Annotated in this window: 17 protein-coding genes; 7 read left to right on the forward strand and 10 right to left on the reverse strand. The window is 64.7% G+C overall.

Annotation, left to right across the window (positions count from 1 at the left end):
- The first annotated feature begins 17 nt into the window (after nt 1–17).
- Nucleotides 18–1,463 (forward strand): NAD-dependent succinate-semialdehyde dehydrogenase, encoded by a 1,446-nt coding sequence (locus tag GM676_RS25655; RefSeq protein WP_155467046.1) that lies wholly within the window; start codon nt 18–20, stop codon nt 1,461–1,463.
- Nucleotides 1,464–1,470: 7 nt separating this feature from the next.
- Here the strand turns inward: GM676_RS25655 and GM676_RS25660 are convergent, their stop codons facing one another.
- Nucleotides 1,471–2,496: an Rpn family recombination-promoting nuclease/putative transposase gene (locus GM676_RS25660; RefSeq protein WP_155467047.1), complete on the reverse strand. Its 1,026-nt coding sequence runs from the start codon at nt 2,494–2,496 to the stop codon at nt 1,471–1,473.
- Nucleotides 2,497–2,588: 92 nt separating this feature from the next.
- Between GM676_RS25660 and GM676_RS25665 the strand changes: the two genes are divergently transcribed.
- Nucleotides 2,589–3,851 carry a Xaa-Pro dipeptidase gene (locus GM676_RS25665; protein WP_229262864.1) on the forward strand — a complete coding sequence of 421 codons (1,263 nt, stop codon included), beginning with the start codon at nt 2,589–2,591 and terminating at the stop codon, nt 3,849–3,851.
- 13 nt (nt 3,852–3,864) lie between these two features.
- On the opposite strand, the gene GM676_RS25670 is transcribed toward GM676_RS25665, so the two are convergent.
- From GM676_RS25670 to purU, 3 genes are read right to left on the reverse strand one after another with little or no spacing between them, the layout of a single operon-like run.
- Complete coding sequence (locus GM676_RS25670) at nt 3,865–4,332, reverse strand: YcnI family copper-binding membrane protein (RefSeq protein ID WP_155467048.1); 468 nt, start codon at nt 4,330–4,332, stop codon at nt 3,865–3,867.
- A 15-nt stretch (nt 4,333–4,347) separates the two neighbouring features.
- Complete coding sequence (locus GM676_RS25675; RefSeq protein ID WP_155467049.1) at nt 4,348–4,890, reverse strand: YaeQ family protein; 543 nt, start codon at nt 4,888–4,890, stop codon at nt 4,348–4,350.
- An 11-nt stretch (nt 4,891–4,901) separates the two neighbouring features.
- Entirely contained in the window at nt 4,902–5,771 is an 870-nt protein-coding gene (gene purU / locus GM676_RS25680) for a formyltetrahydrofolate deformylase (protein ID WP_155467050.1), read from the reverse strand.
- A gap of 121 nt (nt 5,772–5,892) precedes the next feature.
- Between purU and GM676_RS25685 the strand changes: the two genes are divergently transcribed.
- The 3 genes from GM676_RS25685 (at nt 5,893) to GM676_RS25695 (ending at nt 7,653) form a co-directional block, all read left to right on the forward strand.
- A complete protein-coding gene (locus GM676_RS25685) occupies nt 5,893–6,912 on the forward strand; it encodes an NADP-dependent oxidoreductase (RefSeq protein ID WP_155467051.1) in 1,020 nt (339 codons plus the stop codon).
- A 69-nt stretch (nt 6,913–6,981) separates the two neighbouring features.
- Entirely contained in the window at nt 6,982–7,239 is a 258-nt protein-coding gene (locus tag GM676_RS25690) for a phasin family protein (protein WP_155467052.1), read from the forward strand.
- Nucleotides 7,240–7,326: 87 nt separating this feature from the next.
- Nucleotides 7,327–7,653, forward strand: a complete 327-nt coding sequence (locus tag GM676_RS25695) for a KGG domain-containing protein (protein ID WP_155467053.1) — start codon at nt 7,327–7,329, stop codon at nt 7,651–7,653.
- A gap of 4 nt (nt 7,654–7,657) precedes the next feature.
- On the opposite strand, the gene GM676_RS25700 is transcribed toward GM676_RS25695, so the two are convergent.
- From GM676_RS25700 to modA, 4 genes are read right to left on the reverse strand one after another with little or no spacing between them, the layout of a single operon-like run.
- Entirely contained in the window at nt 7,658–8,449 is a 792-nt protein-coding gene (locus tag GM676_RS25700) for a TOBE domain-containing protein (RefSeq protein ID WP_155467072.1), read from the reverse strand.
- Nucleotides 8,450–8,451: 2 nt separating this feature from the next.
- Entirely contained in the window at nt 8,452–9,129 is a 678-nt protein-coding gene (locus tag GM676_RS25705; protein WP_155467054.1) for an ABC transporter ATP-binding protein, read from the reverse strand.
- Between the two features lie 2 nt (nt 9,130–9,131).
- Nucleotides 9,132–9,812: a molybdate ABC transporter permease subunit gene (gene modB, locus GM676_RS25710; RefSeq protein WP_371866373.1), complete on the reverse strand. Its 681-nt coding sequence runs from the start codon at nt 9,810–9,812 to the stop codon at nt 9,132–9,134.
- The gene (modA, locus tag GM676_RS25715; protein WP_155467055.1) at nt 9,813–10,556 is read right to left on the reverse strand and encodes a molybdate ABC transporter substrate-binding protein; all 744 of its coding nucleotides are present in this window, start codon (nt 10,554–10,556) and stop codon (nt 9,813–9,815) included.
- Between the two features lie 83 nt (nt 10,557–10,639).
- Here modA and GM676_RS25720 point away from each other — a divergent pair, with 83 nt between their 5' ends.
- Nucleotides 10,640–11,149, forward strand: coding sequence for a YgjP-like metallopeptidase domain-containing protein (locus GM676_RS25720; RefSeq protein WP_155467056.1), 510 nt, complete (start codon nt 10,640–10,642; stop codon nt 11,147–11,149).
- Between the two features lies 1 nt (nt 11,150).
- On the opposite strand, the gene GM676_RS32410 is transcribed toward GM676_RS25720, so the two are convergent.
- On the reverse strand, nt 11,151–11,798 hold the full coding sequence (locus tag GM676_RS32410; RefSeq protein WP_229262865.1) for a PEPxxWA-CTERM sorting domain-containing protein: 648 nt from the start codon (nt 11,796–11,798) through the stop codon (nt 11,151–11,153).
- A gap of 200 nt (nt 11,799–11,998) precedes the next feature.
- Here GM676_RS32410 and agaR point away from each other — a divergent pair, with 200 nt between their 5' ends.
- The gene (gene agaR, locus GM676_RS25730; protein ID WP_155467057.1) at nt 11,999–12,811 is read left to right on the forward strand and encodes a transcriptional repressor AgaR; all 813 of its coding nucleotides are present in this window, start codon (nt 11,999–12,001) and stop codon (nt 12,809–12,811) included.
- On the opposite strand, the gene GM676_RS25735 is transcribed toward agaR, so the two are convergent.
- A complete protein-coding gene (locus GM676_RS25735; RefSeq protein WP_155467058.1) occupies nt 12,795–13,940 on the reverse strand; it encodes an MFS transporter in 1,146 nt (381 codons plus the stop codon). The genes agaR and GM676_RS25735 overlap by 17 nt on opposite strands.
- Between the last annotated feature and the right edge of the window lie 28 nt (nt 13,941–13,968).

The raw sequence follows: 13,968 nt of genomic DNA on the forward strand, positions 1-13,968 counted from the left end.
ATGAACGGAGACCCACCATGACTACCCCCACCTACCCAGATACCCGCCTGCTGATCGCCAACGAATGGACCGATGCCACCGGCGGCAAGACCATTCCGGTGCTGAATCCGGCCACCGGCAAGCCCATCGGCACGGTGGCGCACGCCAGCATCGCCGACCTCGACCGCGCGCTGGCGGCGGCGCAGCGCGGCTTTGACGCCTGGCGCAAGGTGCCGGCCTTCGAGCGCGCCGCCATCATGCGCCGCGCCGCCAGCCTGCTGCGCGAGCGCGCCGACGAAATCGGCCGCCTGCTGACCCAGGAACAAGGCAAGCCGCTGGTGCAGGCGCGCGGCGAGGCGCTGGCCGGCGCCGATATCATCGACTGGTTCGCGGCCGAAGGCATGCGCGTGTACGGCCGCATCGTGCCGTCGCGTAATCCGGCGGCGCAGCAGCTGGTGCTGAAGGAGCCGGTCGGCCCGGTGGCGGCGTTCACGCCGTGGAACTTCCCGATCAACCAGGTGGTGCGCAAGCTGGCCGCCGCGCTGGCCACCGGTTGCTCCTTCCTGTGCAAGGCGCCGGAAGAAACCCCGGCCTCGCCGGCGGCGCTGTTCCAGTGCTTCGTCGACGCCGGCGTGCCGGCGGGCGCGGTTGGCCTGGTGTTCGGCGATCCGGCCGAGATTTCCAATTACCTGATTCCGCATCCGGTGATCCGCAAGGTGACCTTCACCGGCTCCACGCCGGTGGGCAAGCAGCTGGCCGCGCTGGCCGGCGCGCACATGAAGCGCGTGACCATGGAGCTGGGCGGCCATGCGCCGGTGATCGTGGCCGATGACGCCGACGTGGCGCTGGCCGTGGAAGCCACCGGCGGCGCCAAGTTCCGCAACGCCGGCCAGGTGTGCATCTCGCCGACCCGCTTCCTGGTCCACAACAGCATCAAGGATGAGTTCACCCGGGCGCTGGTGGCGCATGCCGAGCGTCTGCAACTGGGCAACGGTCTGGTGGAGGGCACGACGCTGGGCCCGCTGGCCAACGAACGCCGCGTGGCGGCCATGAGCAGTGTGGTGGCCGATGCGCGCGCCAAGGGCGCCAAGGTGGCGACCGGCGGCGAGCGCGTGGGCAGCGAGGGCAACTTCTTCGCGCCGACCATTCTGGCCGACGTGCCGCTGAATGCCAGCGTGTTCAATGACGAGCCGTTCGGCCCGGTGGCGGCGATCCGCGGTTTCGATTCGCTGGATGAGGCGATTGCCGAGGCCAACCGTCTGCCGTTTGGTCTGGCGGGTTATGCCTTTACCCGTTCGATCAAGAACGCGCATCAGCTGATGCACAACGTGGAAGTGGGCATGCTGTGGCTGAACCAGCCGGCCACGCCGAGCGCCGAGATGCCGTTTGGCGGCGTCAAGGATTCGGGCTACGGTTCGGAAGGTGGCCCGGAGGCGCTGGAAGCCTACCTCAACACCAAAGCGGTATCGCTGCTGGGCGTGTAAGCCCTGTTCAGCCTCCGGCAAACAACTGCCGGGGGCTGGCGCCACCGATCAAGGCGTTGATCCAAGCACGCAACTGAACGCAGTCCGCGCTCGTGATTTCATCGACTGCCCCGATCGGTAAATCCACGCCGCGCATCAAGTCTTTCAGCACCTGGCGAAGTGCTCGACGCTCGCCTAATTGCATGCCTTCCTGCATCCCTTGTTGCCTCCCTTCCCGCATCCCTTCCTGCATCCCTTGCTGCCTGCCTTGCTCCCGACTCTCGTCCGGTCCGGTCAGCAGGCGATCGAAGAACTCGTCAGTAAACACGTCTTCGAATCTGTATTTTCTGTTCGGTGGCATCAGCGTATCCTCCTCACGATCCATCATAGAATCGCCGCAATCGTCTTGCAAGGTGAGCCGCAGCCAACGCATCAAGCTGGCGCGCGCTGAGGCCAGATCAAATCGTTGTACCCGCTGCGCAAACGCGGTGGCGGCACTACGCACCTCGCTCTCCGTGACTGCACTCATAACACGGAATAGCAAGCCAACAATGTCTCCATGCGCGCCATCGTGGCATTGGTCAATCAGCAAGTAGCGCTGACGCGCCTGGAAGCATTCCAGGCCATCGGGAGCAGGCAGCATCAGTTGCGCCAGCTCGGTGGCGGCGCGCCAGGGACGGCGGCCGTGGTACAGCACGATCGGCAGCACGGGCGGCAGCTTGCCGTGCTTGCTCAGTTTGTGCTGCGCCACCAGATCCTGGTACAGCAAACCAATGTAGACCTGCATGCGCAGCGCCATCCATTTGTCCGGCCGCGACTGGAATTCCAACAGGATGTAGACGTACACCCACTCGCCGCCTATCCGCGCGCGCCACACCACATCCTCATGCCGCGTCTTGCCCTGCTCGCTTGCATAGCTGGCGTTGACGCGCTCGAACGCGCCCACTTCCAGTTGCCGCGCCCAAGCGGCCGGCAGGAAACCCGCCACCAGGTCGCGCACGATTTCCGGGTGGGAGAATAGTTGCTTGTAGAGGGCGTCGGTGGCGGAGGTCATGAAAGAATATTCTAGCCTTCGCCTTCATTGCCGAGTACGCTAGGCGGCGAGCTGGGTTTGGCTCTCCTCAATAAAACTTCTGGGAGAATGACTTGAAAGCGATCACCTCGTCTATTCTGATGCTGGCCTGCGCGGCCGCTTGCGCAGCGGAGCCCGCCACCGTCGCCGTCAAAGCCGCCCATATGGTCGATGTGCGCAACGGCACGCTGGTCGACCACGCCGTGGTGCTGATCAGCGGCGACCGCATCACCGCCGCCGGCAGCGAGCTGGCCATCCCGGCCGGCGCCCAGGTTATCGACCTCGGCAACAAGACCCTGCTGCCCGGCCTGATCGACGCCCACACCCACATCACCGGCAATCCGGAAGACGCCGGCTATAGCCTGATCGCCAAGTCGGTGCCGCGCATCACGCTCAGCGGCGCGCGCAATGCCCTGGTCACGCTGCGCGCCGGCTTCACCACCATCCGCGACGTCGGCGCCGACGCTTACACCGACATCGGCCTGCGCGACGCCATCAACGACGGCGATGTGCCCGGCCCGCGCATCCTCGCCTCCGGCCCGCCACTGAGCATCACCGGCGGCCACTGCGATGAAACCATGCACGCGCCGGAATACAAGCTCACCGCGCTGGGCGTGGCCGACGGCCATGATGAGGCGCTGAAGGTCACGCGCCGCAACATCAAGTACGGCGCCGACGTCATCAAGATCTGCGCCACCGGCGGCGTGCTGTCCTTCGGCGACGACCCGCGCACCTCGCAATACACGCTGGAGGAATTGAAAGCCATCATCAGCGAGGCCCACCGCCTCGGCCGCAAAACCGCCGCCCACGCGCACGGCGGCGACGGCATCAAGCTGTCGGTGCTGGCCGGCATCGACTCGGTCGAACACGGTTCCTACATCGACGACGAAGGCATCAAGCTGATGAAGGAGCACAAGACGTACCTGGTGCCGACGCTCTACCTCGGCGACTGGTTGATCGAAAACGCCGAAGCCATCAAGCTGCCCAAGCCGCTGCTGGAAAAAGCCAGGGTGGTGCTGCCGGCCGCGCGCGGCAATATCGCCAGGGCCATCAAGGCCGGCGTGCCGATCGCCTTCGGCACCGACGCCGCCGTCTACCCGCACGGCCTGAACGCGCGCGAATTCGGCGTGCTGGTCAAGCTGGGCATGACGCCGGCGCAGGCGATCCGCACGGCGACGGTCAACGCGGCCGATCTGCTGGGCTGGAGCGACAAGGTGGGCAGCATCGAGGCCGGCAAGTACGCCGACCTCATCGCCGTGGATGGCGAGCCGCTGAAGGATGTGAAGACACTGGAGCAAGTCCAGTGGGTGATGAAAGGCGGCGCGGTGGTGAAGTGATCGGTGCGCGTGCTTAGTGCGCGTGCGCCTGCGCGCCGGCCGGCGCCGGCAAGACGTCCAGCACCGGCGCGGGCGCCTTCATCTTTTCACCGGCAATCTCGTCCCACGCCACGCTGACCTTGCCGCACTCCTGCACCACGCGGAAGTACAGCTTGCCCGGCTCGCCAGACAGCTTGACCTGCACCACGAACTCATCGAAATAGGCATCCGGCAGCGAACCGCCCCTCCAGCTGATTTCATGCAGCGCGCCGCTGTCGGTCACGGCGATTTTCCAGCCGGGCTTGGGCATGGGCTTGGCGTGCGTGGCGCCGTCCGGCAGCGTGACGGTCAGGCCGGTGGTGGCCTTGCCGTCGCAACCGTGGCCGACGCGGAAGGCCAGCTTCTGATAGGCGCCGGCCGTCGCGGTCGATGGATCGAGCGTGACGTGCGCCTGCGCGGCGGTGGCGCCCATCAGCGCCAGCAAGGTGAAGCACTTCTTCATCACGAACTCCTTTGCTTAGCGCTCGGACTTCAACACCTCGCGCGCGATTTCCACCGTGGTGGCGCCGTCGGTCAGCCAGATCTGGCCGTCCTGGATGGTGCATTGCAGCTGCATGGTACGCTGCGCCATTTTACCCAATTGCTCAGTGGCGTCGGCGTTGAAGTCGACCACGGTCAGGTTCTTGCAGCGCTCGACCTTGTTGGCCAGGCCTTTCCACCAGATGTGGCTGGTGGCCGCATAGCTGTACACGTAGACGTGCTCCGAACGGCCGCAAGCCTTGAGGATGATTTTCTCATCCGGCTGGCCGACCTGGATCGACAGCTCGATGGCGCCGGTCAGGTCTTTGTGCCACAGGTCCGGCTCCTCGACGTCGAACAGGCCCTTGGTGAAGGTCAGCGCCTCGTTGGCGTGGATGGCGAAGGCCAGCAAACGCACCATCATGCGCTCGTCGGTCTCGGACGGATGGCGCGCCAGCGTCAGCTGGTGCGTCTCGTAGTAATTGCGGTCCATGTCCGCAATCGACAGTTCTGCTTTGTAAATTGTTGCTTTGAGGGCCATCTAAAAATCTCTTACTTGAATACGACGGTTTTGGCGCCGTTCTGCAAAACGCGGTGTTCGACGAACCACTTCACCGCGCGCGCCAGCACCACGCACTCGACGTCGCGGCCGATGGCCGACAGGGTCTCGGCATCCATCGAGTGATCGACGCGCTCGACGTCCTGCTCGATGATCGGGCCTTCGTCCAGATCGCCGGTGACAAAGTGGGCGGTGGCGCCGATCAGCTTGACGCCGCGGTGATGCGCCTGCGCATACGGCTTGGCGCCCTTGAAGCTCGGCAGGAAGGAATGGTGAATATTGATCGCCTTGCCTTTCAGCGCCGCGCACAGGCCCGGCGACAGGATCTGCATGTAGCGCGCCAGCACCACCAGGTCGATCTTGTGATTGTTGATCAGCTCGATGATCCTGGCTTCCTGCGCCAGCTTGTCTTCCAGCGGCGCGCCGGTGGCCAGCGGCAGGTGGTGGAACGGGATGTTGTAGCTGGCCGCCAGCTGGTAGAAGTCCATGTGATTCGACACGATGGCCGGAATCTCCACCGGCAGCAGGCCACTCTTGTAGCGGAACAGCAGGTCGTTGAGGCAATGGCCGATCTTCGACACCATCAGCATCACGCGCGGCTTGTAGTGCGCATCGCGCAGTTCCCAGTCCAGCTGCATGTCGGCCGCCAGCAGGCCGAAGTCGGCGCGCAACAGTTCGTCGTCGATATCGCGGTCTTCGAGCGAGAAGTGCACGCGCATGAAGAACAGCTTCGATTCGCTGTCGCCAAACTGGGCGGAATCGATGATGTTGCAGCCGTGCTCAGCCAGGAAGCCCGAAACGCGATGCACGATTCCGCGCTGGTCCAGGCAAGACAGTGTCAAAATGTATTCGGGATTGCTCATAAAACCGTGGTAGGTTGGACAAAAAGATATCTATTGTCGCATGCCTTGCCCGCGACGACAAAAATAGCACGATCGTGCAATTTGAGATATAGTCATCCCACCCCACACTTGGAGGAACACAATGGAGACAAATCTGCAATTCCGCCTGGCCGCGCGTCCGGTCGGCATGGTCAAGGACGGCGACTGGCAACGGGCCGAAGAGCCGCTGCGCCCGCTGGCCGATGGCGAAATCCGCGTCAAAGTGCTGTACCTGTCGCTCGATCCGGCCATGCGCGGCTGGATGAACGAAGGCAAATCCTACATCCGCCCGGTGGCCATCGGCGAGGTGATGCGCGCTGGCGGCGTCGGCGTGGTGGTGGCGTCGAAGTCGCCCAAATTTGCCGTCGGCGACCACGTCTCCGGCGGCACCGGCGTGCAGCGCTACTGGACCGGCGCGGCCGACGACAAGAGCGGCGCCTTTTATAAAATCGATGCCAGCCTGGCGCCGCTGACCACCTGGCTGAACACCCTCGGCATGCCCGGCATGACCGCCTACTTCGGCCTGCTCGAATCGGGCCAGCCCAAGGCCGGCGAGACCGTGGTGGTGTCGGGCGCGGCCGGCGCGGTCGGCCAGACCGTGGGCCAGGTCGCCAAACAGCTGGGCTGCCGCGTGGTCGGCATCGCCGGCGGCAAGGACAAATGCGACTTCGTGGTCGGCCAGCTGGGCTTCGACGCCTGCATCGACTACAAGAACGACTCGGTCAAGGACGGCCTCAAGCAGCACTGCCCGCAGGGTGTGGACGTCTACTTCGACAACGTCGGCGGCGAGATCCTCGACACCGTGCTCACCCGCATCAACCTGAAAGCGCGCATCGTCATCTGCGGCGCCATCTCGCAGTACAACAACACCACGCCGGTGCAGGGACCGTCGAACTACCTGTCGCTGCTGGTCAACCGCGCGCGCATGGAAGGCATCGTGGTGTTCGACTACGCCGACCGCTACCACGTGGGCGTGGCCGCGCTGGCCGGCTGGATGAAGGAAGGCAAGGTCAAGAGCAAGGAAGACATCGTGCAGGGTCTGGACAACTTCCCATCGGCGCTGAACATGCTGTTTGAAGGGAAGAACTTCGGCAAGCTGGTATTGCAGGTGGCCACACCGTAAAAACCCGGGAACCATCCATCGTCCTCGGCGTCTATCCGGATACCGCCAACACGCCGAGGACCCACCATCATGTTCCCACAACTGCCTTCCCCCGTCTTTCGTCCCCACGCCGAAGTCCTGCTGGACTTTTACATCGACGTCTCCCTGCGCATGCTGCAAACCATGCAGCGGCTGAGCGAACTCAATCTGCAACTCGGGCGCGACCTGCTGGCCGACAGCGGCGTCAACGTGCAGCAGCTGATGGCCAGCAAAAACGCGCAGCAATCCAACGCCCCTCTCGTCGCACAGTTCAGCCGCGCGCAGCCCGGCAGCCAGCTGCGTCATTAACTGGAACTTCCGTCAACGTTGCCGCTCTAACCACACAGAGCAGCGGGCCAGTCCGCTGCCTTCTTTCCACTACAGACGGAGGTTGATATGGCCAGTAATTCAGCAAGCGACAAACCCAAGGGCACGGCCAAGCGCGGCTTTGCCGCCATGGACGAAGCCACCCAGCGCGCCATCGCCAGCAAGGGCGGCCAGGCCGCGCACCAGAAAGGCACGGCGCACGAATTCGATTCGGAAGAGGCGCGCCGCGCCGGCCAGAAAGGCGGCGAGGCCGTCAGCCGCGACCGCGAGCACATGGCCGCCATCGGCCGCAAGGGGGGCGAAAGCCGCCAGTCGGCCGCGCGCGCCGCCGCGGAAAAGAACGGCAGCCGCAGCGCCGGCTCCGAGCAATCGTCAAAGGGAGGCAACAAGCAATAGGCGCTTACGCCGGTGTGCCGATAATCACGCTGGAGGCTTTGAAGATGGCGCTGGTTTCGGCGCCCACCGCGAGCGCCAGCGCCTCGCCGCTGTCGCGCGTAACGATGGCGGCGATCGTGCCGCCGCCCGGCAATTCGATACTCACCTCGGTATTGACCGCGCCCGGCAGCACGCGGCTGACCTTGCCCGACAGACGGTTGCGCGCCGACAGCTTGACGTCGCCCAGCTCGGTGGCAACGACGATCGACGAGGCCTTGATCAAGGCGAATGCCTCCACGCCCACATCCAGCCCGAGGCTGTGGCTGCTGTCGCGCGTGATGGTGGCGACAATATGCTGACCGCCAACGATTTCCAGCACCACCTCATCATTGACCGCGCCGCGTTTCAAGGACACCACCTTGCCGCTGAACTGGTTGCGTGCACTGGTTTTCATTTTCATCCTTTGCAGCAGTAAAAAATCGTCGGCCAGCGCATGCGACTGCGCGCTCAGGTGCGCGACAAACTCGCGGTGCGCCGCATCGACCTTGCGGAAGTTTTCCACCAGCTGCGCGCCGCGCCCCGTCAAGCGCGTGCCGCCGCCGCCCTTGCCGCCGGCGGCGCGCTCCACCAGCGGTTCGCCAGCCAGATTATTCATCGCTTCGATGGCGTCCCACGCGCCCTTGTAGCTCATGCCGACCGTCTTGGCGGCCGCCGTGATCGACCCGGTTGCCGCCACCGCCGCCAGCAGCGCCACGCGGTCTTGCCCGCCCAGCTTCTGGCCATCGATGGTCAGCCACACATTGCCTTGCAATTCCATGCTCATGCCCACTTCTCCTCCACGATGCGGCCGCCTTCCATGCGCAGCACATGCTCGCCGAACACGCGCACATCCTCCGGGTCGTGCGTGATGAGCAGCATGGGAATGGCGAGGCGGCGCTGCAAGGCGTCCAGTTCGGCGCGCATACGCTCGCGCAAGCCGGGATCGAGCGCGGCAAACGGCTCGTCCAGCAGCAGCGCCGCGGGCTGCGGTGCCAACGCGCGCGCCAGCGCCACCCGTTGCCGCTGGCCGCCGGACAGCTGATGTGGGAACTGGTGCGCTACAGGCTCCAGCTCAAAGGCTTGCAGCCAGTAGCGTATCGCCTCGCCCTCGACGGCGGCGCGCGGATTGCGCCAGCCGCGCTGCAAGCCGAAGCCGATGTTCTGCCGCACGTTCAGATGCGGAAACAGCGCGTAGTCCTGGAACAGATAGGCCACATTGCGCTCGCGCGCCGGCACATTGATGCCGCCCAGGCCGTCGTACAGGCAGCGGCCGGCCAGCTCGATGCGGCCGCGGTCGGGTGTGACCAGTCCGGCCAGCGCCTTCATCATCTGGCTCTTGCCGGCGCCGGACGGGCCGTACACCACCACGCGCTGACCGGCCGAGGCGAAGCACGCCTCCAGCTGGAAGGTGCGCTCGCCGGAGCGCAGGGTCTTGCTGATGTCGAGGGAAATTTGCATGATCACACCAGCGGGTTGCGGTTGGGCGTCAGCTTGTTGGCCGCCACCAGCACGGCGATGCACACCACCGAGGTGATGATCACCAGCAGGTTGGCGTGGTCGTCCTGCCCAGCCTGCACCGCTTCGTAGACGGCAATCGACAGCGTCTGCGTCTTGCCGGGGATGCTGCCGGCCACCATCAGCGTGGCGCCGAACTCGCCCATGGAGCGCGCGAAGGCCAGCAAGGTGCCGCCCAAGACGCCGCGCCACGCCAGCGGCAAGGTCACGCGCAGGAACACGCCAAGCGGCGACAGGCCCAGCGCCTGTGCCGCCTGCTCCAGTTGCGTATCGATACTTTCAAACGCGGCGCGCGCGCCTTTCAGCACCAGCGGAAACGCCACCACGGCGGCCGCGATCACCGCCGCCTGCCAGGTGAAAATCAGGTTGATGCCGAAATGCTGTTGCAGCCACGCGCCCACCACGCCGTTGCGGCCGATCACCACCAGCAGGTAGTAGCCCAGCACGGTGGGCGGCATCACCATTGGCAGGGTCAGCAGCGCGTCCAGCAGCTCGCGGCCGGGGAAGCGCTGGCGCGCCAGCAGATAGCCCAGCGCCACGCCCAGCACCAGGTCGATCAGCGTGGCCCACAAAGCCACTTTCAGCGACAGCCGCAGCGCTACCCAGGCTGGATCGAAGGCGTCCACTTACGGGCGGCCGAAACCGTACCTGGCCAGGACGGCCTGACCGGCCGGCGACCGCACGTAGTCGGCAAACTTGCGGCCGGTTGCCGCCTGCGGACCGGCGGCGATGACGGCGATCGGGTACGTCACCGGGGTTTCGGTCGGCACCGTGGCCACCACGGTCACCTTGTCCTTGACGATGGCGGCGTCGGTGGCGTAGACGAAACCGGCGTCCACCTCGCCGCGCGCCACGTAGTCCAGGCACTGGCGCACCGAGCTGCCGAGGATCAGCTTGGGCTCGACCGCCGCCCACAGTTTGGCCTGCTCCAGCGCGGCCTTGGTGTAGCGGCCCACCGGCACGCTGGCGGGATTGCCGATGGTGACGCGCGCCACGCCGGCCAGCGCCACGTCGACCAAGCTCTTCACTGGCGCCTTGCCGCCCTGCGGTGCGATCAGCACCAGACTGTTGCTGGCGAAGTTCTTGCGGGTGCCGGCGGCCAGCAGTTTGAGGCCGTCGGCCTTGTCCATGGCGTCCTGGTCGGCCGAGGCGAAGACGTCCACCGGCGCGCCCTTGGCGATCTGCTGCACCAGCGGATCGGAGGCGGCAAAGTTGAACTGCACCTTGTCGCCGGCGTGCTCTTTTTCGTACGCCGCGCCGATCTCCTTGAAGGCATTGGTCAGGCTGGCTGCCGCCGATACCGTGATCTCCGCCGCGCCCGCCACGCCGCTCAGCGCCATCAGCGCCATCGCCGCACCTGCTTTCACCATGGGTCCTCCCGAGTCGCAATAAACTCAATTATATAGCGGTTGGCGTGTTAAAGTTGCGGCTCGCTATTTTTTGCCGCTCTCCCATGTCTCACCTGAAGTATCTCAGCGCCTACAACGAACAAACCCGGCAGCAAGTGTCGCAGCTGATCGCCCAGAACCGGCTGGGCGAAATCCTGCTCAAGCGCTACAGCAAGCCGCACGACCTGCGCACCGACCGCGCGCTGTACCAGTACGTCCAGGAGTTGAAGACGGAGTTCCTGCGCAATGCCGAGCCGATCAACAAGGTGGAATATGACAGCAAGATCCATGTGATCAACCACGCGCTGGGCTTGCACACGTCGATCTCACGGGTACAGGGCGGCAAGCTCAAGGCCAAGCATGAGATCCGGGTGGCGACCATCTTCAAGGAAGTGCCGCTGGAATTCCTGCGCATGATCGCCGTGCACGAGCTGGCGCACATCAAGGAAAAACAGCACGACAAGGCCTTCTACAAGCTGTGCACCTACATGGAGCCCAACTACCACCAGTACGAATTCGACCTCCGTCTCTACCTGACCCAGCTGGAGACCGAAGGCCGCAAGTTGTGGAGCTAGATCACCGCGCTTGCTTGCGGCGGCGCGCGGCCACGCCAACCAGGCCCAGACCGGCCAGCAGCATGGCGTAGGTCTCCGGTTCCGGCACGGCCGTCACATTGATATTATCAAACTCAAACTTGCCGCCCAGCGCCGGGCCCTGCTGCCAGGTCAGCGACGACAGGCCGGAGAACGAGGCGTTGAAGTTGAAGGTGGTCCAGGTGCCGGTGTAGTTGAAAGTCTGCTGCACGGTGGCCGAATGGTCGGCCTTGGCGCCGTAGAAAGTCACCGAGCCACCCAGCAGCAGCAACTTGGACAGGTCGATCGAGGTGGCGCTGAAGGCGCTATGATCGTTGGCGGTCAACGTGATGGTGTCACGGGCGGTGGCCGACATGGCCAGGCTGTCGGCAGCCGGGCGATACAAGATATTGTTCGCGTCGGGCACGAACAGCGAATGCACCAGCGCGCCATGCGAGCTGGTCAGCGTGAAGCCTTCCTCCGTGTAGCTGGTGCCGTGGTAAACATTCACCAGACTCAGCGGGAATGGCAGGCTGCCGTAGGCCAGGCTGCCGACCGAGGCCGTATCGAAGTCGATCACGGCGGCGTTGGCGGCCGCAGCGGACAGCAAAGCTGCGGCAACGGATGCCTGCAACATTTTTGAGGTTTTCAAGGCAGTATCTCCCGTTGTGGTTGTGTGTTGTCAGTAAATCATAATAAATGCATTTTTGACACAATAGTTTTTAATTTGACATACCCCACGGAAATTGCGTCGCTCCAGCGCCACACGTTTCAGTGCAGCAAAAAAGACAGTGGCCAAGCGGATAGGTTAACGTTACCATTAACCTGATCAAAACTTTCGGTGGAAATACCATGAACCAGCTTAATCACCGCGACGGCCGTCGCGAAGAAATCCTGCGCGCACTGGAGATGCAGCAACGGGTACACGTCAGCCGTCTGGCGCAGCGCTTCGGCGTTTCTCCCGTCACCATCCGCGGCGATCTGCGCGTGCTGGAGCAAGCCGGCCTGGTACAGCGCCAGCATGGCGGCGCCACCACCACGCGCGGCGCGCCATCCGGGCTTCCACTGGACGAAAAGCGCAGTCAGTACCGCGAGCGCAAACACAGCATCGCCGCCCGCGCCATGCAACTGGTGCGTCCCGGCGACAAGCTGATACTGGACGCCGGCAGCACCACCCTGCAACTGGCGATCCTGCTTGCGCGCACGGCGGCGTTGCCGGATGCGCCATTGCCGCTCAGCGTGTTCACCAATAGCCTGCCGATCGCCAATGAACTGGGCTCGGTGCAGGACATCGAACTGCTGCTCTCCGGCGGCACGCTGCGCAAAGCATCCCAGTCGCTGCAAGGCCCACAGGCCGAGGCGGGACTGGAGGACTACGTGTTCGACAAATTATTCTTAGGCGTGGATGGCTGCGATCCCGCATTCGGGCTGTCCACCCATGACGAAGCGGAAGCGCGTCTCAACGCCCGCATGGCGGCGCAGGCGCGCCAGGTGATCGTGCTGGCCGACAGTTCGAAGTTCGGCCGCATCTGCCTGCACCGCATCTGTGACGTGAACCGCGTCGATATCGTGGTAAGCGACGCCGCCCTGCCATCCGACATGCGTGAGGCGCTGTCGCAGCGCGGCGTCGAGGTGCTGATCGCAGAAGCTACAGATAACGCTTGAGCAGGCCGCGCCATAGCAACACGCCGCAGCCCGCGGTCAGCGCGCCGGCCAGATACAGCAAGCGGTAATCGCGTCCGGTCGCATCCAGCAGCGCGCCCAGACCCACGGTCGACACCACCACCAGCAGCGCCGTCAGGGAGGCCGACAGTGCCGCCAGTTGCGAGAAGCGTTCGCGCGGCAGCAAGGCAGGCAGCAAGGACACGGTGCCGGTCAGGTAGCAGCCCGCCAGCACGCCATGCACCAATAGCGCCAGCAGGAAGCCGGTACGCTCGTCCACCAGCCGCCACGCCACCAGCATGCACACCGCATACGCCGACAGCACCACCGCTCCCACCCGCAAAGGATGATAGCGGTCGGCCAGCCATCCCACCGGCCACGCCAGCAGGATCGAGATCGCATAAGTCAGCGCAATCGCGCTGCCGAAATCGCCGGCATCGGCGCCGAACTGCGCGCAGGCGTTGAGCGCGTTGATATTGATCGGCAGGACCGCCAGCGCGCCCACCGATACCGCCGCGAACAGACGGCCCCACTGCGCATCGCCCGGCTGCACCGGCAGCCAGCCGCCGCGTTGCGCCGGCGTTTCGCAAACCGGCTCGCGCACGCGCCAGCACACCAGCAGCATGCAGCACAGGTAGACGCCGGTGATGGCCACCAGCAGCGGCTGAAACACCGACACCAGTTCGTTACGGAAGAACAGCGCGAAGAAGCCCGCCCCCGTCGCCAGGCTGACGATGCGGAACAGGCCAAAGAAACGCCCCAGTATGTGGCGCGGCACGGTGTCGTTAATCAGCGCGATGAAAAGAGGATTGCCGACGATGGTCGCCATCTCGAAGATGGTCCAGCAGACCGCCAGTGCGGCCAGGGTGCTGCTGAAGGCCATGCCCAGCATGCCGGTGGCGGTCACCACGGCGGTGCCGAAGATGAAGGGGATGCGCCGGCCGTAGCGCGAACGGGTACGGTCGCTCCACGCGCCGATCAGCGGCCCGAGTGTCAGCGCGATCAGGGCCGGCATGGCGCCGATCAGAATATTGAGCAGCGTGGCATCCTGGCTAAAGCGCATCAGATGCACTTTGAATAACTCCTGCACCGAGCGCTCGCGCAGCGACCATCCCAGATCGCCAATCAACAACAGGGCGCACAGGACCAGCAGTCCTGTG

Origin of the sequence: Duganella radicis, assembly GCF_009720825.1 — a bacterium.
Classification (GTDB): Bacteria; Pseudomonadota; Gammaproteobacteria; order Burkholderiales; family Burkholderiaceae_D; genus Rugamonas; species Rugamonas radicis.